Raw genomic sequence first — 18983 nt, 5'->3', positions numbered from 1 at the left:
CCAAGGAATGAAGCGGAGAATATTTTCCACGTATTATCCCATTTAGGGCAACAGGTTCCAATCAGGGAAGAAAATTCTCCAACTGCGCAAACCAATGCCCGCCCCCCTCCCGTATCCTTTTTCGCAAGGGTTCGAGAGGGGGACGACATGCAGGGGTTTCTGAACGAGGAGCGGCGTGGGGCCGTACTCCAGAGCCTGCGGACCGATGCAGGCACGCTGTCGCGCGACTATCTCTCAGCAGCGCGAGAAGTCCTGCACGAGCTTGTCGCCATGCCCGATCTGATCCAGCGCCTGCCGCTGGAGCGCAAGGCGGGCGGCTACAGCCGCAACCTGCTCGCCGGCAATGAGGATGTCAGCGTCTGGGCCATCGTCTGGGGCGAAGGCTCGGCCACCTCGACCCATGATCACCATTGCTCTTGCTGCTTTGGCGTCGTCTCCGGCACCGTCACCGAGACGTGGTATCGGGCCATCGACGGCGCCCGCGCCGTGCCTACCGAAGAGCAGGAGCGCCAGCCGGGCTATGTTGCCTGCATGCTGCCCTCAGGCCCGAACATCCACCGCATGCGTAATTTCGGGCCGGGCGAGGCGATTTCGATCCATATCTACGGCTTCGACCACGAGGTTCACGCCTCCTCGATCGAGACCGAATATACCGCCATCAGCGGCTGACACGTGCCGTAACCGCGGCGCACTGCTTGCGGCGGGACGGGTGCATGGACCCCCGCCCCGCGGCTTCCCGATCGGCCTCAGCCCGCCCGGTTGCCCGAAACCACCGCCAGCGCGGCGATGAAGCGATCGAGATCGGCTTCCATGATGTAGGGCGCCGGCGAGATGCGGATCGTGTCGCCCCGGGCGACGCCGCCACGACGCACCGTCATTACCCTGTGCTTGTCCCGCAGCTCCGCGACGATCGCGTTGGTCTCCGCCACCGTGCGCTTGCCGGTCAGCGCGAAGGAGGTAATGCCGGCGACCATGCTCGGATCGTCCGGTGTCTGGATTTCCACGCCCTTCAGCTCTCGCGCCTTGGCGACCCAGTAGTTGCGCAGATGGCGATAGCGCGCCTCCTTGGCCTGCGGGCCGATCTCCTGATGCAGCGCCAGCGCCGTCGGCACCGCGAGCTGGGCGGCGAAGTTCACCGTGCCGGTATGCAGCCGCGAGCGCACATCGTCGGCCTTGAAGTCCTCGTCGGCCAGATAGGTGTCGATGTCGGCCAGGCGCTCCTTGTTGATGTAGAGCATGCCGACGCCGAGCGGCGCGCCGATCCATTTGTGCAGATTGAAGCCGATGAAATCGACGCCGAGGTCCTTGGCCTGGAAGTCGACCTGGCCCCAGCTATGGGCGGCGTCGAGGATGACGTCGGCACCGCGCGCCTTCGCCATGACGGCGATCTCCTTGACCGGCATCATCAGGCCGGTGCGGTGGCTGACATGGGTCAGCAGCAGGAGCCGTGACTTCGGATTGGCCTTGAGCGCAGCGTCATAGGCGTCGAGCACCGCCTGACGGGTCGCCGGCTCCGGGATGGCGAACTTGACGACATCGACGCCGCGGCGCCCCTTCAGCCAGTTCATCGCATACTGCATCGAGTCGTAGTCGAGATCGGCATAGAGCACCGTGTCGCCGGGCTTCAGCTTGTTGTAGCCGGAGATCAGCGCCTGCAGAGCCTCGGTCGCGCCGCGTGACAGCGCGATCTCCTCGCGCGCGACGCCGAGAAAGGCGGCGAGCGGCGTGCGGACATCGTCGAGGTCCTTGCCGATCTTGGTGCGGGCATAGACCGTGTTCTCGAAATTCACGAAGTCGGTCAGGCGCTTGTATTCTGCCTTCACCGGCTCGGCCATGATGCCCCAATAGCCGTTCTCGAGGTTCACCATGTCCGGCGTCACCGCATAGAGATTGCGCACGGCAGTCCAATAGGCGGTGTCGGAGCCGATATTCGCGGTCGGCAGTGCCGGCAAAGAGCGGGCCGAAGCGGTCATGGCCTGCGTCGTCAGCGCAGCGGCGCCGAGGCCGAGCAGCAACGCACGGCGATTGGTCTCGAGGGCTTGCATGGTCGTCGCCTCCTGCGGGGTCGGTGCCGCGTAGCGAAGCGGTGTTTCAGCCCTGTGACGGAATGCGGGGATAAAGGGGCACTTCTATCCCCGGTCCGGACGGCGGCCGCATGCTGGCCGGCTCAAACCTCAGGGGAGCCTGCGCATGTCGATTTTTGGCCGGACGGGAGCGCCGACGATTGTGGCACCAGCGCCCTCAGCCGTCACCGAGCCGAAGCTTCGCCGGCTCGCGCCCGATGGAGGCGCGGCGATCCTCGCCGGCATTGCAGGCGGCTTCGATCGGCTGGCGCCCGGCCACGGCGTGACGACGCGGCTGCGCATATGCCACTTCCTCGCGCAAGCCGCACACGAGACCGACGGCTTCCGCACGCTCGAGGAATATGGCGGCCCCGTCTACTTCAGCCGCTATGAAGGCCGGCGCGATCTCGGCAACACGCAGGCCGGCGACGGCATTCGCTATCATGGCCGCGGCATCTTCCAGCTCACCGGCCGGGCGAACTATCGCCGCTTCGGGCAGCTTCTCGGCATCGATCTTGAAGCCGAGCCCGAGCGGGCAAAGGAACCTGCGATCGCGCTCTCCGTCGCCTTTTCCTATTGGCGCGAGCGCGGCATCGGCGCAGCCGCCGATGCCGACGATGTCGAGCGAGTGACGAAGCTCGTCAATGGCGGGCACAACGGCCTGGCCGCGCGGGCGCGCTATCTGAAGCTCGCCAAAGCGATCTGGATCTAGCCGCCCCTCAAACGTGCCCGGCCTTCAGCGCCTGGTCGAGATCGGCGTAGAGATCCCCGACATCCTCGATACCGGTCGAGAGGCGCAGCAAATCGGTCGGACAGGGCGAGCCGGCGCCCTCGATCGAGGCGCGATGCTCGATCAGGCTCTCGACGCCGCCAAGCGAGGTCGCACGCTTGTAGAGTTCGACATGGGCCGCGGCCTTGACCGCCGCCGCCTCGCCCCCGGTGACCTGGATCGACAGCATGAAGCCGAAGCCGCCTTCCATCTGCCGCGCAGCGATGTCGTGGCCGGGGTGCTGCGGCAGGCCGGGATAGAGCACGCGCGCCACCAGCGGATGGGCCGAGAGGCGCTGCGCCAATTCCATCGCCGAAGCCGACTGGCGCTCCTGCCGCAGATGCAGCGTGCGCATGCCGCGCATCAGGAGGTAAGCCTCGAACGGGCCGAGGATGCCGCCCTGCCCTTTGCGCACGGTCTTGATGCGGTTCCAGAACTCATCGTCGGCATTGGCGCAAAGCGCGCCGGCGACGACGTCGGAATGGCCGTTGAGAACCTTGGTCGCCGCATGCATCACGATGTCGGCGCCGAGCGTCAGCGGCCGCGTATGCACCGGCGAGGCGCAGGTCGAATCCACCGCGAGCCGCGCGCCGGCCTTGTGCGCGATCTCGGCCGCGGCCGCGATGTCGGTGATGGTCCAGAGCGGGTTCGACGGCGTCTCGATCCAGACGAGCTTGGTCGCGCCGGGCTTCACGGCTGCCTTGAGCGCAGCGAGATCGTCGGTCTCGACGAAATCGACATTCAGGCCCCACCGTGTCGCCTCGTTGAGCAGCCAGGCGCGCAGCGCCCAGTACATCACCTTGGAGGCGACGACGTGGTCGCCGGGTGAGAGCGCCTGGAACACGGCGGTCGCCGCAGCCATGCCCGAGCCGAACAGCAGCGCGCCGGCCTTGGCCTCTTCCAGCATGGCGAGCACGGCCTGCGCCTCATGGACCGTCTCGTTGTCAGGCCGGCCATAGATGAAACCAGTCGAGTAGCCGTTGTCCTCGTCGCGGATATAGGTCGTCGAGACATGGATCGGCGGCACCACGGCCTTGGTCACCGAATCGACCTTGCCCATCGCCTGCGCTGCGAGGCTCCGCGGGCTCCAGCTTTTCGTGCTCATCGTCTCTCCAACCGTCACGCTGCCTATGTCGACACGATCTCGCATGATCGGTCAGACGCACTCTAGGGCTCAGCCAAAATTAAAGTTGGTGCTTTTCACCATAGGGCGACTATTTTCGTCGCCAGGAAACTCATGATGCCGAAAATCGCCGACCTCGATCAGTTCGACCATGCCCTGCTCGAAGAGATGCAGCGCGACAACCAGACGCCGGCCCGCGTCCTGGCGGAGCGAGTCGGATTGTCTCAGAGCGCCGTGCTCCGCCGCCTCCGGCGATTGCGAGCCGAAAAGATCATCACGGCCGACATCTCCATCGTGAACCCCGCCGTGCTCGGCGTTCCCCTCACAATTCACGTGCTGGTCTCGATCGACAGGGGCTCTCAGCTCGCCGAGGCCTTCGCACGCAAGCTGCGTTTGCGGCCGGAGGTTCGGTACGCGTCCTATGTGACGGGAGGCGCGGATTTCGTCCTCCACCTTCAGGTCGAGAGCATGGAAGCCTACGCGGCCTTTGCGCGCGAGGTTTTCCACGACGACCCCAACGTGTCGTCGTTCTACACCTATGTCGCCATGCGCGAAGTGGTCGGTCCGGCGCAAGCTGGTCGGCCGGAGCGCGCTACCGCGGCGGCTCGCCCCGAACGGCGGGCCTAGCGCCCGGTCTCGCAAGCGGCCTCCGCCTCGGCCTTCTCAGGAAGAGTTCCATGACCGGAAGACATGCCATCCAGAGCAGGACGCATGTCAGGTGGCGCCAGGCAGCCTTGCCGCCCCAACGCACCGGCATCATCTTCCGGGTATGAACACGCTTCCGGGAATTCACTCCGAACGCTGCTCCCCGCTCTGGGCGGCGCTGATCATCGCGATCCTGCCGGTCGTCGCAGCGTCGGTGCTCGGCGGTGCAGTCACGGTTCCTCAGATTGCGGGGTGGTATGCCGGGCTCGCCAAGCCGGCCTTCAACCCGCCGAACTGGATCTTCGCGCCGGTCTGGACCGCGCTCTATGCGCTGATGGCGCTGGCGGCCTTCCGCATCCTGCGCATCCCTGTCGGGGTGCCCGGCCGGCGCCGCGCGCTGCTGGTCTATCACCTGCAGCTTCTGCTCAATATCGGCTGGTCCTTCGCTTTCTTCGGTGCCAACAGCCCGCTGGCGGGGCTGATCGTCATCCTGCCGCTGCTCGTCCTGATCCTCGCGACCATCGCCGCCTTCAGACCGCTCGACCGGCTCGCCGCCAATCTGCTCTGGCCCTATCTCGCATGGGTCTCCTTCGCGACCCTGCTCAATGCCTCGATCTGGTGGCTCAACCGCTGAGGATTATCCGCCGATCGAGCGCTCGATCACCTTCATCACGGTGGCGCGGAGTTCGGCGATGGTGAAGGGTTTCGCCATCACTTCGGCGACGATCGTCTCCAGGCTCTTCGCGCGCTCGCGCTGCTCGGCATAGCCGGTCATCAGCATGATGGTCAGCTCGGGGAAGCGCTGCTTGGCGGCGAGCGCCAGCGCGATCCCGTCCATCAGCGGCATGCGGATATCCGTCAGCAGCAGGTCGAAGCGCCCCTCCTCCGCCAGAAGGATGTCGAGCGCCTCGGCGCCATCGGCAGCAGTGAGGCAGCTATGGCCGTCCAGGCTGAGGCCGCGCGCCACCAGCACGCGCAGCGGCTCCTCGTCGTCGACGACCAGAATACGTGACATCGCAGTTCCTCAGATGCCCGGCAGTCCGGCCTGATCTTCCGTCTCGATCACGCCGACGAAAGGCAGTTGGCGATAGGAATGCGCGACATCCATGCCATAGCCGACGACGAAATAGTCCGGGCATTCGAAGCCTACATAATCAGCCTGGATGTTGACCGCGCGCTTATGCGGCTTTTCCAACAGAACCGCGGTGGACACCTTCGCGGCACCGCGTGCGGCCAGCAGATCCTTGGCGAAAGCCAGCGTGCGGCCGGATTCCAGGATGTCGTCGACCAGAAGCACGTCGCGCCCGCGCACCTCGCTCTGCACGTCGCGCAGGATTTCGACCTGCCCCGACGAGACGGTTCCCGTCCGGTAGCTCGAGAGGTGAATGAACTCGACCTGCGGCGCGAGGCCGATGCGGTGCATCGCCCTGATCAGGTCGGCCGCGAACATGAAGCTGCCCTTCAGAACGGCAACGACGAGCAGATCCTTGGGATTGCTGGCGGCAATGGCCTCCGCCATCTCCTGGTTGCGCCGCGCGATCGCAGCCTCGTCGTAAAGAACCCTGATCCGCCGTTCCGGCATGATATCTCCGTCTTCATTTCCGGCCGCAACCGGCCCGCGCAAGATCGATGCGCCGGGGCCCGTGCAGCGATTGTTGATGAACGCCGTCCAGCCCGACAGGCCCGATCGACAAGCACCCGTCCTAGCAGCGTCAGGGCGTGCTGGCGATATTGGCGGTTGTCGCGGCCGAAGTGAAGCGCACCCGCACGGACCGCCCGCTTTCCGGGGGAGAAGCAAGCCGGGCCCGGAAACGGATGAGTTCGGCAGGCTCCAGACTCGCCCGCGGCGACTCCGTCGTCCAGGTGTAGAGCGTCGCGCCGGCAGCATCCTTCACCGCGACCTCGATCAGCGGCACTTTCGCCTTGCTCTTGGTGATATTGGTGACATCGCCCTCGACGACGAGGAAACGGTTCGCACCATCCTCGACGAGCCCGCTCTCGATCGCGCCCAGGCTCAGGCCCCTCACATTCACCGGTAGCCCGGCCGTCTCGAACACGCTCGCGAGCTGCGGGGCAGCGCGGACGACTGCGTTGCGCTGCCATGCGAAAAGGCCGAGCAGGGCAAGACCCGCCACAGCGGCCGCCGCCGGTAACGCCGCCGCGCGCCGCAAACCCTTCACCCTGGAAGCGGTTGCCCTTGCCGCACCGGGCCTGCCGCGCCGGGCGAGAGGCCGGCTATTGGCGACGATGTCGGATTCCGCCTCCGCAACCGCCTTCTCACTGGTTTCGGCGGCAAGCGCGGTGATCTCGGCGTCGATGGCGGCAGCGCGCTCCATCTCCTCCGCCAGCAGGGCTTTCGTCTCCTCCTCGCTGGGTGCATCGGGAAAGACGGCGACCGGCTCGACATGCCATGCGGTCTTGCAGCTCGCGCAGCGCACCTTTCGACCTTCCGGCCCCAGTTTGGCCGCGTCGAGTTCATACTGGCTGGCACAGGATGGGCAGACGATCAGCATGGGCTTGGGCAATCTCTTCGCAACGATGGCCGGGTGTCTCCGGTACGCTTCGGCCCGGGATTCGTCCTTCAGGATCTGGCACGACGACAGGCGCTGAAGCACGAATGGCGGCGAACGGAAATGCCCGCTGCTATTGGCACGATTTATGGTTAACGCCCCGTGAAGAATCTGTGACGCAGACTGCACCCATCGCGCCGTTCCGGGCAGGCTCGCTTGCGGTGTAGGATTGGCCCGGATACGCGTTTCGCTGAATGAGGAAGACCGCTTGGTTCGGTTCGAAAATGTCGGCCTGCGTTATGGCATGGGGCCGGAGGTGCTGAAGGACATCAACTTCAGCATCGCGCCGCGCTCGTTCCAGTATCTCACCGGCCCGTCCGGTGCGGGCAAGACGACGTTGATGCGTCTCATCCTGATGGCGTTGAAGCCGACGCGCGGGCTGGTGAACCTGTTCGGCCAGGATGTCTCGCGCCTCGATGCCGACACGCTCACCGCCTTTCGCCGCCGCATGGGCGTGGTCTTTCAGGATTTCCGCCTGCTCGATCATCTCACCGTCTACGAGAATGTCGCCCTGCCCTTGCGCGTTCTCGGCAAGGAGGAGGCGAGCTATCGCGCCGAGGTCGTCGAATTGCTGCGCTGGGTCGGGCTCGGCGAACGCATGCATGCCGTGCCACCGGTCCTCTCCGGTGGCGAAAAGCAGCGCGCCGCGATCGCCCGCGCCCTGATCGGCCGGCCGGAACTGCTGCTCGCCGACGAGCCGACCGGCAATGTCGATCCCGGCCTCGGTCGGCGGCTGTTGCGGCTGTTCATGGAGCTGCAGACGCTCGGCACCGCCGTGATCATCGCCACGCATGATCTCAATCTGATGGAGATCTACGACGCGCCGCGCCTCGTGCTGGCCGACGGGCATCTGCATGTCGATGCCTGAGCTCAGCCATCACGAACCGGAGCGCGAGGAAAGGACGCTGCCGCCCAATCTGCGGCGCGACCTGCCGCTCGTGCCTGTCGACACCGTTGCCGGCCGCGCGCTGATGGCGGTGATCGCGATCCTGACCTTCCTCGCCGCGCTCAGCGCCGGCGCCGCCGTGCTCGCCGCGCGCGCTTCCGATCAGTGGCGGGGGGCCATCTCCAACGAGATGACCATCCAGATCCGTCCCGATTCGCATCGCAGCATCGACGGCGATGTCGCGCGCGCCGTGGCGATGGCGCAGGCGCTCGACGGCATCGACAGCGTGCGCGCCGTGCCGAAGGCCGAATCGGACAAGCTGCTCGAACCCTGGCTCGGCACCGGCCTCGACCTCGTCGAGCTGCCGATTCCGCGCCTGATCGTGCTCAAGCTCAAGAGCGGCGCCAGCCCGGATCTGGCGAGCTTCGGGCCGGCGCTGCGCCGCGAGGTGCCGACGGCGATCCTCGATGATCACCGGCTCTGGGTCCGGCGGCTCTCAGCCATGGCCGGCACCATCGTCGCCTCCGGCTTCGCGATCGTTCTGCTCGTCCTGACAGCGGCCGCGCTCGCCGTCGCTTTCGCCACACGTGGCGCGATGGCGGGCAGCCGCGACAGCGTCGAGGTGCTGCATTTCGTCGGCGCCGATGACGGCTTCATCGCCCGCGAATTCCAGAGCCGCTTCATCAGGCTGGGTCTCAAGGGCGGGGCTTTCGGCGGCTTCGCCGCGATCCTCGCCATCGCCCTCATCGGCTTCATCGTCTCGCGCTGGCGCACGGCGCCGGAGGCCGAGCAGTTGCAGGCTCTGTTCGGCGCCTTCGAAATAGGCTGGGCCGGCTATGCCGCGGTGCTTCTGGTCGCAATGGTGGTCGCCGCCATCGCCGGTCTCGTCTCGCGCTTCACCGTCCGTCACTATCTGCGGATGCTGTCATGAGCGCGCGCGGGGCGACAGCCGGACGTCAACGGATCCTTCACTCCTGCGGCGAAAGCCGGCATCCTGCCGCCGCCGTTATGCCCGAATGCCGGGTTATGCCAACGATATCATGGCCATGATCGGCAGCACGAAGGACGATCTCGGGATCGAGCCGCCGGATTCAGCGATCCGGGGCTCCGGGCAGGCTGTGCGGCCCTCGCTGCGCCGCATCCTGGCTCTGACCGTCGCTGCGCTGGCGGGGACCTGCGTCGCGCTGCTCGGCCTCGGCTATGTGCGTTTCGCCTCGGCCATCGACGCGCAGGAACCGGCGACTTCCCCGCGTACGGACGCGATCGTCGTGGTCACCGGCGGCGCCCAGCGTATCGGCGACGCCATCGGACTGCTTGGGGCCGATCGCGGCTCACGGCTCCTGATCAGCGGCGTCAACGAGAAGACCAGCCGCGAGGAACTGGCCAAGCTCAACCCCGCCTCGCGCGACCTGCTCAATTGCTGCGTCGATCTCGACTACCGCGCCCGCAACACCATCGGCAACGCCATCGAGGCGCGGCGCTGGGTCCGCGAGCACGGCTTTCGCTCGCTGATGGTCGTGACCTCGAACTACCACATGCCGCGCACGGTCGCAGAATTCGCCCATGCCATGCCGGGCGTCACGCTGATCCCCCACCCGGTCGTCACCGAGCATCTCGACACGACAGGCTGGTGGTATCGCTGGGCGACGATCAAGGTCCTCGCGCCGGAATACGTGAAATATCTCGTCGCACGCCTGCGCAGTCTCGTCGAAAGCGATCCCGAGAATTCGCGGCTCTCGGTGATCACCGGCGGCCGCAAGCCTGTCTCGTCGAAGCCGGCCGAGCTTCTGGGCCCCGCGGCCGAGAAGCGGTCGCGGCTGCCGGGCCATTCCCGCCACGAGGGCTGAGCCCCGAAATAGCGCAAGCGCTTGACCGGCGCCGCGTCTCAGGCTCATTGCGCAGCATGCTCGTCCTGCGCTCCCTCGCCTTCAACACACTCTTCTATGCCAATCTTGTCCTCTGGCTGATCTTCATCATTCTGCCGGCGCTGTTTTTGCCGAGGCGGATTCTGCTGGCCGCGGCCATCGCCTGGTCGCGGTCCTCGCTCTGGCTGCTGCGCGTGGTCGCCGGCACGCGCTACGAGGTCACCGGCATCGAGAACATTCCGCAGGGCGGCCTGATGGTGGCGGCGAAGCATCAGTCCTTCGTCGAGACCTTCACACTCGTCACGATCTTCCAGAACCCGGTTTTCATCCTGAAGCGCGAGCTGACCTGGATCCCGCTCTTCGGCTGGGCGCTGAACCAGCTGCGCATGATTCCCGTCAACCGCGGTGCCCGCGCCCGCGCCCTGTCCGACGTCACGCGGCGCGCCAAGGTCGAGCTCGGTCAGAACGGCCGTCAGCTGCTGATCTTCCCGGAAGGCACGCGCCGCCCCCCCGGCGCCCCACCGGCCTACAAGTTCGGCGCCGCCCATCTCTACGCCGAGCTCGGCGTCCCCTGCGTTCCCGTCGCACTCAATACCGGCCTCTACTGGCCGCGCCGCAAATTCCTGCGCCGACCCGGCACGATCCGCATCGAGATCCTGCCACCGATCATGCCGGGTCTCGGCAAGCTCGCCTTTCAGCATGAGCTGCAGGAACGGATCGAAACAGCCTGCGACAGGCTGCTGGCGCAGGGGCGGGCGGAACTCGCCGCGCTCGGCCTCGACCCGCTCGCGGCGCAGGCTCCTGACAAACCCTGACAGCAGAACTTTACGCCGCCCCGGGAGCTGCCGGCTCCGACGCTTGACTTATCTCCATGTCGTTCCCATTTTGTTCCTATTGCGGAGGAACGGACATGGCCGCTCTCGCCTATCGCTATACTCCCGATCTTTTCGACGAGCCCCTCGTCGCCCGCGAGATGCCGCTGCGCAGTACCGCGAGCCTCAGCGAGCGCCGCTTCACCGCCTGGCGCGGCCGGTCCGGCCGGCGTTATGTCGCCTCGGTCTTCGCCGTCGATGACATGCATGCGCTCGGCTTCACCGATGCCGTGCTGCTCGCGGTCTCTCCCGATCGGCGCATCATCGCGGCGCGGGATTCCGGCCCTTTCGGTGTCGAGGCGGCCCTGAGCCGCTGGCAGCGCGCGATCGGCGCCGCAGGCGCTGCCGAGATTCACGTGCATCTTCTCGCCGAGGATGGCCTGAGCCGCCGGGCCGCGCTGCTCGACCTGATGCCGGAGGCCAGCCCGGAAGCCTGATCAGCCGGCCCCCAACGGCGGATGCGGCGCGCCGAGACCGGGCGCCAGCTCCTGCGCGAGGCAGGCCAGGACCGGATCGTAGATGCCCATCTTGCGCAGATGCTCATGCGTCTGCAGCACATAGTCCGGGTTCTCGCCGGACTGGCCCTTTCCCTCCCGAACGAGCTTGAGCAGCTGCGCGGGCGGCAGCTTGCCGGCATATTGCAGATGCTTGCGGTCAGCGACATAGACCAGCCCGCGTGCCTGCCGGCCATCCTCCAGCCTGAGCGGAACATGGCGCTCGAGATAAACAGCCGTCGCCTGCTCGCGCGCCCGCAGATAGTCCACCGTCTCCTTCGCCTGTGCCGCAGCGACCCGGAAGGCGAGGCCCCGGCAGACGCCGCCGCGATCGAGCCCGAGGACCAGCCCCGGCCGCTCCGGCGTGCCACGATGGACATGCGAGAAGACGCAGAGCGAGCGGTGATAGCCGTGCAGCCGGGCCTGCACGCTCTCCGCGAAGGGAAAGCCAGGCCGCCAGATCAGCGAGCCGTAGCCGAAGACCCAGAGATCGGTCGCACCGAATTCGGTCGTCATCGCCATCCCATAATTTGGCCGCGCCAAGCTGCTTGCTGTCCCGCGCCGTCCAGCGCAAGGGCCTTCCCGCTCTGGCGCCGGCTCCTTCGGCGAGCTAACAATCCGCCCGCCTCCGCGCAAGGAACGCCTGCCGCATGACCGATACCCTTCCGACGCGCCGCCAGAGCCGCTTCTGGCTCTACGGTCCCACGCTTCTGCTCGTTATCCTGGCGGCGGCCTGGTCCGTCTTCTGGTTCTATGCACGCGGGCGCGCCGCGGCCGAGATCGATGCCGCCCTGGCGCGCGAGGCCGAGCGCGGCCGCACCTGGACCTGCAGCGACCGCACGATCGGCGGCTATCCCTTCAGAATCGAGCTGCGCTGCAATGCGCTCGCACTGACCTCGACGCGCTGGGGAGACGCCGTTCGCGTCGAGACCGGCCCTGCCGTCGCCGTCGGCCAGATCTATTCGCCCAGTCTCGTGATTGTCGAGCTCACCGGCCCCGCCAAGGTCACCCTGCCCGAAGGCCGCTCGGTCGCTCTGACCTGGACCAACCTCGATGCCAGCCTCGCCTGGCGCAATCCCGAGCGCTTCGCCCTCGTCGCCAGCGATCTTACGGCCGTTCAGACGGCGCCCGGCCTGAATCCGGAAACCTGGAGCAGCAAGTCCCTCGAGGCCCACCTTCGCCGCAACCCGGCGCGGCCGGCCACCGACCAGGCCGTCGACATCGCCCTCACGGCCAAGGGTACGGTCCTGCCGCCGATCGACATGCTGCTCCGCAACACCGATACCGGCGAGATCGCGCTGGAAGCCACGCTGACGCAGGCGGAAGCCTTCCGCAAAGGCTTCAATCCCGACGCTCTGGAAAGCTGGCGCGGCGCCAACGGCGCCTTCGAGCTGACCCGCCTCGTCTCGACCAAGGGCAAGGCCCGCGTCGATGGCAGCGGCCAGTTGCAGCTCGATCCGATGCGCCGTGTCTCCGGCGATCTCCGGCTGGCAGCAGCCGGCATCGAACAGATCGGCGGTATTCGCATCGGCAGCCTCCTCGGCGGCCTCGGCGGTCTTCTCGGCGGGCGCGGTGCCGATCCCGCGGCGACACCCGGCCTCACCCCGCTGCCGCCCGTGTCGCTGCGCGAAGGCCGGGTTTTCATCGGGCCCTTCCGGCTGCCGCTCCAGCCGCTGCCCTCTCTCTACTAAACACATGAAAAAGGGGCGCCGCGGCGCCCCTTGAACTTATCTGCGCTGCAGCGCCGGCTCAGGCCGCCGGCAGGGCCGCGCTCGGCGCCTCAATGCGGCTGATGGCCTTCTTGACCGCCTCCTGCACCTTCTCGAAGGCGCGCACCTCGATCTGGCGGACGCGCTCGCGCGAAACGCCGAACTCCTCGGAGAGCTGCTCCAGCGTGATCGGATCCTCCGCGAGACGACGCGCCTCGAATATCCGGCGCTCGCGCGGATTCAGCACCTCCAGCGCCTCGCGCAGAGCAGTATGGCGGTTGCTGCTCTCCTCCGAATCGGCGAGGCGGCGCTCCTGGCTCTCGGAATCATCGACCAGCCAGTCCTGCCACTCGCCCTCGCCGTCCTCGCGCAGCGGCGTGTTGAGCGAGGCGTCGCCGCCGAGCCGGCGGTTCATCTCGACCACGTCCTGCTCGTTGACGCCGAGCTTGGTCGCGATCTGCTTGACCTGATCGGGGCGCAGATCGCCCTCACCCAGCGCCGAGATCTTGCTCTTGGCCTTGCGCAGGTTGAAGAACAGCTTCTTCTGGTTGGCCGTGGTGCCCATCTTCACGAGCGACCACGAGCGCAGGATGTACTCTTGAATTGAGGCCTTGATCCACCACATCGCATAGGTGGCAAGGCGGAATCCCTTGTCAGGCTCGAAGCGCTTGACCGCCTGCATCAGGCCGACATTGCCTTCGGACACGACTTCGCCGATCGGCAGGCCGTAGCCGCGATAGCCCATGGCAATCTTGGCGACGAGGCGAAGATGCGAGGTAACGAGCTTGTGCGCCGCATCGCGGTCGCCATGCTCACGCCAGCGCTTGGCCAGCATGTATTCCTCGCTCGGTTCCAGCATCGGGAACTTGCGGATTTCGTCGAGATAACGTGACAGCCCGCCTTCGGCGGACAGGACAGGCAGCGAAGCACTCGCCATGCGCGTGTCTCCTCATCAAGGCTCCCGCTGTGCGGCAGGCCCACCGCGCGATCAACCTTCGCGCAGGTTTCGGATGATGCGAATAGATCCAACGCAGCAACTGCTGTGGAGTTCGGCTGGACTGATCGCGTGCGGCGCCCCCTTGGCCATCCGCATCCGACAACCCTAGTATATGCGAACTCAGTCTGGCGGAAAGGTGGCAGAGAAGCCAGATTGACTCACAGCGTCGCGAGGGCGGTTTGCAGATTCGCAAAAGCCGCAGGCGGCTCGGATTCGAACAGCATTTCCTCGCCCGTGGCGGGATGCGCGAATCCGAGAATGGCGGCATGCAGTGCCTGGCGCCCCAGCGCGGCGAGCGCCGCCTGTGCCTCCGCCGGCAACCGCACTGCCTTGGTGACAAATCCCGAGCCATAGAGCTGGTCGCCGAGCAACGGGTGGCCGATATGGCTCATATGCACGCGGATTTGATGCGTGCGCCCGGTCTCCAACCGGCACTCGATCAGGCTCGCCAGCGGCTCGGTTTCGTCGAGCCCCTTGAGCAGAGGCGGGTAACGCTCGATCAATTCGATATGCGTGATCGCCTCGCGGCCCCGCCCTTCCTTGACCACCATCATCTTCTCGCGATTGCGGTTCGATCGCTCGATCGGCGCATCGATCGTGCCCTGGTGCAGCCGCGGCACGCCCCAGACGATGGCGAGATAGGCGCGCTGCAGCGGGCCCGTGCGGCCATGGTCGGCGAACTGCTTGGCGAGCTTCTGATGCGCCTGGTCGTTCTTGGCGACGACGAGCAGTCCGCTGGTATCCTTGTCGAGCCGGTGAACGATGCCGGGACGCCGGACGCCGCCGATGCCGGAGAGGCTCTCGCCGCAATGGGCGATCAGCGCATTGACGAGCGTACCATCCTCATGGCCGCCCGCCGGATGGACGACCAGCCCCGCCGGCTTGTCGATGACGATGAGATGCTCGTCCTCATAGACGACGTTGAGCGGGATATCCTGCCCGATCGGCTCCGCCGGCTTGGCCTCGGGCATCACGAGGGCGAGTTCGTCGCCTTCGACGACCTTGCGGCTCCCGTCGCTGGCGACGGCGCCGTTGAGGCGGACGCCGCCCTCCTTGATGACCTGCTGCAGCCGCGCACGCGAAATCTCGCCGGCCAGCAGGGCAAGCGCCTTGTCGAGGCGTTGGCCGGCCTGTTCGGGACCGACCTGCAGGGTCACGCTGGCATTCGGATCGGAAACGGAGGTCATTGCGCCGCTATACGTTGCATGCAGCGGGACCGCACGCCTTTTCCGCAATGCTCCCCCGTCATGCGCGGGCGTGACCCGAGCATCTCATGACACGGGCTTCCTGTTCCTCGCGCTGAAAGAGATTCCCGGGCCTGCGCTTCGCCCGAGAATGTTGCCGGCGGCCGCCCTCAGCCGAACAGGCGAAAGCCGCTCTTTTTCGGCTCTGGCGGTGGCTCGTCGTCCGGCCCCGGATCGTCCGGCGCATGCGAGACCGGGAAGATCACCGGCTTGGGCGGCGCGGCCTCCCGCGCAGACACAGCCGGCTTGGCGGCCTCTGCGGACCTGGCTTCGGCCGGCCTCGCGACCTCGGTCACCGTCTCCACCGGTTTCGGCTCCTCCTTGGGAGCGGGCTGCGCGACCGGCGCGGCCGGCTCCGGCTTCGGTTCTTCCTTCGGCGCGGGCGCGGCCGGGGGAGCTACCACCGCCGGCTCGATCGTCGTTGCCGACAACGGCTTGATCTCGATCAGCTTGGTCGAGTCGTCGAGATCGACCAATACGTCATCGAGCGCCTGAGGCGGGCTCCCCAGCGTCGCTGGCGGCACCGTCCAGACGAAGGCGTCGAGCCGGCCCGTGATCGGCGAGACCGGCATCCAGTGGTCGGAGACCAGCCCGTCCGCGACCCAGGCCGCATCATGCGGTGCCCGCGTCGCCCGTGCCAGCCATTCGCGCACTCGGCCAGCGGCACCGTGCTCGGCTTCCTCCAGCTCGGCCATCAGCAGACAGGCCCGCACCGAGGCTCCGCCGGCGAGCAGCGGCTTCAAGATCTCGCGCGCCTTCTGGAATTCGCGCGCCTGGATCGCAGCCCCAGCCAGCGCCAGCACGCTTTCTGGGTCGGCCGGCCGCAGCTTCGACAAGGTGGTCGCGCGGTTAAGCCGATCGAGCGCGCTGTCGCCCGGCCGCGCATCGAGATAGGCGGCGGCGATATCGGGATGCGGCGCTTCACGCCAAGCTGCTTCCAGCAGCTTGGACGCCTTGCGGACATCGCCGCGCTCGGACAACATCCGCCCGGCAAGCGCGGCCGCGGGCGTCAGTGACGGCGCGAGCTTCACCGCCTCGAGAGCGGCGGCAAGCGCCTTCTCCGGCTCACGGTCCCTCTCCTGCAGCGCTTCGGCGGCGAGCAGGACGGCGCGCTGGCGCCGCGCTTCCGCCTTGTCGGCGAGCCGCAGCGCGGCGCGGCGCTCGACGGCCGTTCGCGCCGCCTGCCAGTCGCCGGCGTTGGTGTGGAAATCGAGCAGCGCATCATTGGCCCATGCGAGCGAGGGCGAGCGCCGCACCGCATCGTCGGCAAACGCGCGGGCCGCCGCCATGTCGCCGCGACGCTTGGCCTCGACGAAGAGACCGCGCAGGCCGAGCACCCGCGTCTCCGGCTTGTCGAGCATGGCCTTGAAGGCAGCCTCCGCCTGGGCGCGGTCGCCTGAAAGCTGCGCCGTCTGCGCTTCGAGCAACAATGTCAGCGGCTCGTTCGGCACGAAGCGGCGCGCTTCGCCGGTATAGCGCCCGGCCGCGACGGGATCGCCCGCGCCAATCGCGACCATGCCGCGCGAGACGGCCTCGAAGCCGCGAGCCCGGCGCCGGGCGCGCGAGGACAGGCTGAAGGCCGAGGGCAGGCCGAAGACGAAGCGCAGCACCGCCCACGCCAGCAGCACGATGAAGGCGAGCGCCACGACGCCGACGGCGGCGATCGCGACGCTGGTCTCGATCCGGTAGCCCTGCCAGAGCACCGAGACCTCGCCGGGGCGATCCGCGAGCCAGACCGCACCGAAGGCAAGGCAGGCGAAGACCGCGAGATAGATGAGAACGCGAACCATGGACCCTCTATCCTCCGTCAGCCGGCGGCGCCGAGCGCCGCGACTGCATCCTGCGCGATCTTGGCGATCGCCGCATCCGCCGCGGCCCGCTTCTGCAGATCGGCGCCGAAATCCGCACTGGCACGGCGCGCCGGCTCGGGCAACTGTCCCCACAGCGCAGCCGCCTTCGGCATGTCCCCGGCCGCGATGGCAGCCTCCAGCCGGATCGGCAATGTCGCGGGGTCGTTCGAGCCGTTGTCGCCGACCGGGCGGACCGTGACGATCCGGCTGGCGAGCCCGATGAGCTTGTCCGACCAGCTGTCGGATTGCGGCGTGACCTCGCGCTGGAACATCGCACCATGCTTGCGGAAGCCCGCCAGCAGCGCGTCGCGCGTCGGGGCTCCCGACGCTGCGACCGCCGCCAACGCAGCGACATCGGCCTGAGCAACACCGCTCTTGGTCAGCGCCGCGACATCGCTCGCGAAGGAGCGCCCGGCCGCAAGCGCCCGCTGCACCCGCTCGGCGAGCACGATCCGCGCCGCGGCCGTAGCCTCCGGGCCGAGGGCGGCCGCGCTCTTCGCCTGTGCTTCGACCGCGCCCACGCGGCCGGTGATCTGGTCGAGCCGCTGCCCGAGCGCCGCTGTCGCAGCCTCGGTGCGCTGGACCTGGGCAGCGAAGGCGCTCGTATCGGGCGCCTGTTGATTGCCGAGAGAGCCCAGCTTCCCAGCCAGCGCCTGCACCTCCGATCCGGTCTTCGTCACCGCCTCGGACGCAGCCATCGCCTTCCGGTCAGCCGCGGCCACGCCGGTCTGCACGGTATCGATCCGGTTGCGCAGCTCGGCGATCTGCTCGCCGGTCGCTGCCGGGCTGACCCGGTTCAGCGCCAGGAACACGCCCCCGGCTCCGATGATTCCGCCGACAAGCCCGGCTGCGATCAAGTGCAGCCAGGGCGTTCCCGCCGGCGGCTGGCGCTCGCCGGCATCTCGCTGCGGCTCGACGGGCGGCGGCCTGAATTCCTGCGGCAGCGCCTCCGTCGGCGCAATCGCTTCCGGAGGATGGGCGTCTGCATGCGCGTTATCAGGCGCCGCTGCGGGCGCTTCCGCCTCGGCCTTGAGCTCGATGGTCGGCGGCGTACGCTTGAGGCTGCCGCGCGGCTCCGGCCGGGCGGGATCGGATGCGCCTGCCCGCGCGGAGACCTGCTCCAGCGCGGCGAGCATCCCTGCCTCCTCCGGATGCTCGGCGACGAGCACCGTGCTGGCGCCCGCCGCGATCAGCGGCGCCGCGACATCGGCCGAGAGCACGACATGGGTGAGTTCGAGCGCCGCGTCCGAAACACCAGCCGCTTGCGCGAGCGTGATGAAGGTGCGTGCGCCGCGTGCCGAATAATGCAGGGCCGCATCGCCCGGCTGACCATGCCGCAACGCGGCCTGCGTATCCTCGGGCAGGACGGTCACCGGCTCGGCCGCATAGGCGGTCCAGAGCGTCACCGCGTAGCCGGCCGCCTTGAGCCGGTCCGGCACGTCCTCCTTGCGATCGCGCCCCACGATCATCAGGAGCTTCGCCGGGGCCGGCAGCGTCCGCTTGATCAGTTCGATCAGGTCGTTGCGGTCGCCGTCTGCGCTGCGCGCATCCTCTAGCCCGGCTTCACGGACCTTGGCCGCCGTTCGCGCACCGACCGCGAAGACCGGCAGGTCACGCCAGCCGGCCGGTCCTTCGGTGAGCGCCGGGACGGCATTGCCGCTCGTCAGCACGATCGCATCGAAAGCAGCCTCCGGCGCTGCTCCGGGCAGCCGGACCACGTCGAAGAGCGGCGCGAGCACAGGCTCGAAACCATGATCGGCAATGGCGCGCGCGGTCCGTTCGGCATCAGGACGGGGACGGAAGACGAAAACGCGCATTCACAGCTCCTGACAAGAAGGGCAACGACCACAGGACGGTGCGCAAACCATGCAGCTTCCCGCGTTCGGTCCGCATTGA

At 67.6% G+C, this 18983-nt stretch carries 20 protein-coding genes; 10 read left to right on the top strand and 10 right to left on the bottom strand.

Features of this window, described 5'->3' with window-relative positions:
* Positions 1 to 147: 147 nt before the first annotated feature.
* Complete coding sequence (locus AB4Z10_RS21735; RefSeq protein WP_441472480.1) at positions 148 to 669, top strand: cysteine dioxygenase; 522 nt, start codon at positions 148 to 150, stop codon at positions 667 to 669.
* Positions 670 to 746: 77 nt separating this feature from the next.
* Here AB4Z10_RS21735 and AB4Z10_RS21730 read toward each other — a convergent pair whose 3' ends face one another.
* Positions 747 to 2045 (bottom strand): aminotransferase class V-fold PLP-dependent enzyme, encoded by a 1299-nt coding sequence (locus tag AB4Z10_RS21730; protein WP_441472479.1) that lies wholly within the window; start codon positions 2043 to 2045, stop codon positions 747 to 749.
* 145 nt (positions 2046 to 2190) lie between these two features.
* Here AB4Z10_RS21730 and AB4Z10_RS21725 point away from each other — a divergent pair, with 145 nt between their 5' ends.
* Entirely contained in the window at positions 2191 to 2775 is a 585-nt protein-coding gene (locus AB4Z10_RS21725) for a glycoside hydrolase family 19 protein (RefSeq protein ID WP_441472478.1), read from the top strand.
* A gap of 7 nt (positions 2776 to 2782) precedes the next feature.
* Here the strand turns inward: AB4Z10_RS21725 and AB4Z10_RS21720 are convergent, their stop codons facing one another.
* Complete coding sequence (locus AB4Z10_RS21720; RefSeq protein ID WP_441472477.1) at positions 2783 to 3937, bottom strand: trans-sulfuration enzyme family protein; 1155 nt, start codon at positions 3935 to 3937, stop codon at positions 2783 to 2785.
* A gap of 135 nt (positions 3938 to 4072) precedes the next feature.
* On the opposite strand from AB4Z10_RS21720, the gene AB4Z10_RS21715 reads away from it, so the two are divergent.
* The gene (locus AB4Z10_RS21715) at positions 4073 to 4582 is read left to right on the top strand and encodes an Lrp/AsnC family transcriptional regulator (protein WP_441472476.1); all 510 of its coding nucleotides are present in this window, start codon (positions 4073 to 4075) and stop codon (positions 4580 to 4582) included.
* Positions 4583 to 4724: 142 nt separating this feature from the next.
* Positions 4725 to 5234 carry a TspO/MBR family protein gene (locus AB4Z10_RS21710; protein WP_441472475.1) on the top strand — a complete coding sequence of 170 codons (510 nt, stop codon included), beginning with the start codon at positions 4725 to 4727 and terminating at the stop codon, positions 5232 to 5234.
* 3 nt (positions 5235 to 5237) lie between these two features.
* On the opposite strand, the gene AB4Z10_RS21705 is transcribed toward AB4Z10_RS21710, so the two are convergent.
* From AB4Z10_RS21705 to AB4Z10_RS21695, 3 genes are all read right to left on the bottom strand, one after another.
* A complete protein-coding gene (locus tag AB4Z10_RS21705) occupies positions 5238 to 5615 on the bottom strand; it encodes a response regulator (RefSeq protein ID WP_441472474.1) in 378 nt (125 codons plus the stop codon).
* 9 nt (positions 5616 to 5624) lie between these two features.
* Complete coding sequence (gene hpt / locus AB4Z10_RS21700; protein WP_441472473.1) at positions 5625 to 6182, bottom strand: hypoxanthine phosphoribosyltransferase; 558 nt, start codon at positions 6180 to 6182, stop codon at positions 5625 to 5627.
* 130 nt (positions 6183 to 6312) lie between these two features.
* Entirely contained in the window at positions 6313 to 7113 is an 801-nt protein-coding gene (locus AB4Z10_RS21695) for a zinc-ribbon domain-containing protein (RefSeq protein WP_441472472.1), read from the bottom strand.
* Positions 7114 to 7378: 265 nt separating this feature from the next.
* Here AB4Z10_RS21695 and ftsE point away from each other — a divergent pair, with 265 nt between their 5' ends.
* From ftsE to AB4Z10_RS21670, 5 genes are all read left to right on the top strand, one after another.
* Positions 7379 to 8038 (top strand): cell division ATP-binding protein FtsE, encoded by a 660-nt coding sequence (ftsE, locus tag AB4Z10_RS21690; protein WP_441472471.1) that lies wholly within the window; start codon positions 7379 to 7381, stop codon positions 8036 to 8038.
* A complete protein-coding gene (locus AB4Z10_RS21685; protein ID WP_441472470.1) occupies positions 8025 to 8987 on the top strand; it encodes a cell division protein FtsX in 963 nt (320 codons plus the stop codon). The genes ftsE and AB4Z10_RS21685 overlap by 14 nt, the downstream gene beginning before the upstream one ends.
* Before the next feature lie 115 nt (positions 8988 to 9102).
* Positions 9103 to 9903 carry a YdcF family protein gene (locus AB4Z10_RS21680; protein ID WP_441472469.1) on the top strand — a complete coding sequence of 267 codons (801 nt, stop codon included), beginning with the start codon at positions 9103 to 9105 and terminating at the stop codon, positions 9901 to 9903.
* Positions 9904 to 9959: 56 nt separating this feature from the next.
* The gene (locus AB4Z10_RS21675) at positions 9960 to 10736 is read left to right on the top strand and encodes a lysophospholipid acyltransferase family protein (protein ID WP_441472468.1); all 777 of its coding nucleotides are present in this window, start codon (positions 9960 to 9962) and stop codon (positions 10734 to 10736) included.
* Between the two features lie 95 nt (positions 10737 to 10831).
* Positions 10832 to 11230 (top strand): hypothetical protein, encoded by a 399-nt coding sequence (locus tag AB4Z10_RS21670; protein ID WP_441472467.1) that lies wholly within the window; start codon positions 10832 to 10834, stop codon positions 11228 to 11230.
* Here AB4Z10_RS21670 and AB4Z10_RS21665 read toward each other — a convergent pair whose 3' ends face one another.
* Positions 11231 to 11803 (bottom strand): gamma-glutamylcyclotransferase, encoded by a 573-nt coding sequence (locus AB4Z10_RS21665; RefSeq protein WP_441472466.1) that lies wholly within the window; start codon positions 11801 to 11803, stop codon positions 11231 to 11233.
* Positions 11804 to 11937: 134 nt separating this feature from the next.
* Here AB4Z10_RS21665 and AB4Z10_RS21660 point away from each other — a divergent pair, with 134 nt between their 5' ends.
* A complete protein-coding gene (locus AB4Z10_RS21660) occupies positions 11938 to 12978 on the top strand; it encodes a DUF2125 domain-containing protein (protein ID WP_441472465.1) in 1041 nt (346 codons plus the stop codon).
* A gap of 58 nt (positions 12979 to 13036) precedes the next feature.
* Here the strand turns inward: AB4Z10_RS21660 and rpoH are convergent, their stop codons facing one another.
* The 4 genes from rpoH to AB4Z10_RS21640 all read right to left on the bottom strand — a co-directional run bounded on the left by rpoH (position 13037) and on the right by AB4Z10_RS21640 (position 18904).
* Positions 13037 to 13933, bottom strand: a complete 897-nt coding sequence (rpoH, locus tag AB4Z10_RS21655) for an RNA polymerase sigma factor RpoH (RefSeq protein WP_441472464.1) — start codon at positions 13931 to 13933, stop codon at positions 13037 to 13039.
* Between the two features lie 218 nt (positions 13934 to 14151).
* Positions 14152 to 15180 carry an RluA family pseudouridine synthase gene (locus tag AB4Z10_RS21650; protein WP_441472463.1) on the bottom strand — a complete coding sequence of 343 codons (1029 nt, stop codon included), beginning with the start codon at positions 15178 to 15180 and terminating at the stop codon, positions 14152 to 14154.
* Positions 15181 to 15347: 167 nt separating this feature from the next.
* Positions 15348 to 17027, bottom strand: a complete 1680-nt coding sequence (locus AB4Z10_RS21645) for a heme biosynthesis protein HemY (protein WP_441472462.1) — start codon at positions 17025 to 17027, stop codon at positions 15348 to 15350.
* A gap of 17 nt (positions 17028 to 17044) precedes the next feature.
* Positions 17045 to 18904 carry a uroporphyrinogen-III synthase gene (locus AB4Z10_RS21640; protein WP_441472461.1) on the bottom strand — a complete coding sequence of 620 codons (1860 nt, stop codon included), beginning with the start codon at positions 18902 to 18904 and terminating at the stop codon, positions 17045 to 17047.
* Positions 18905 to 18983: the final 79 nt, after the last annotated feature.

This window comes from Allobosea sp. RAF48 (assembly GCF_052114025.1).
GTDB lineage: Bacteria > Pseudomonadota > Alphaproteobacteria > Rhizobiales > Beijerinckiaceae > Allobosea.
This window is presented reverse-complemented; position numbering and strand designations above follow the sequence as displayed.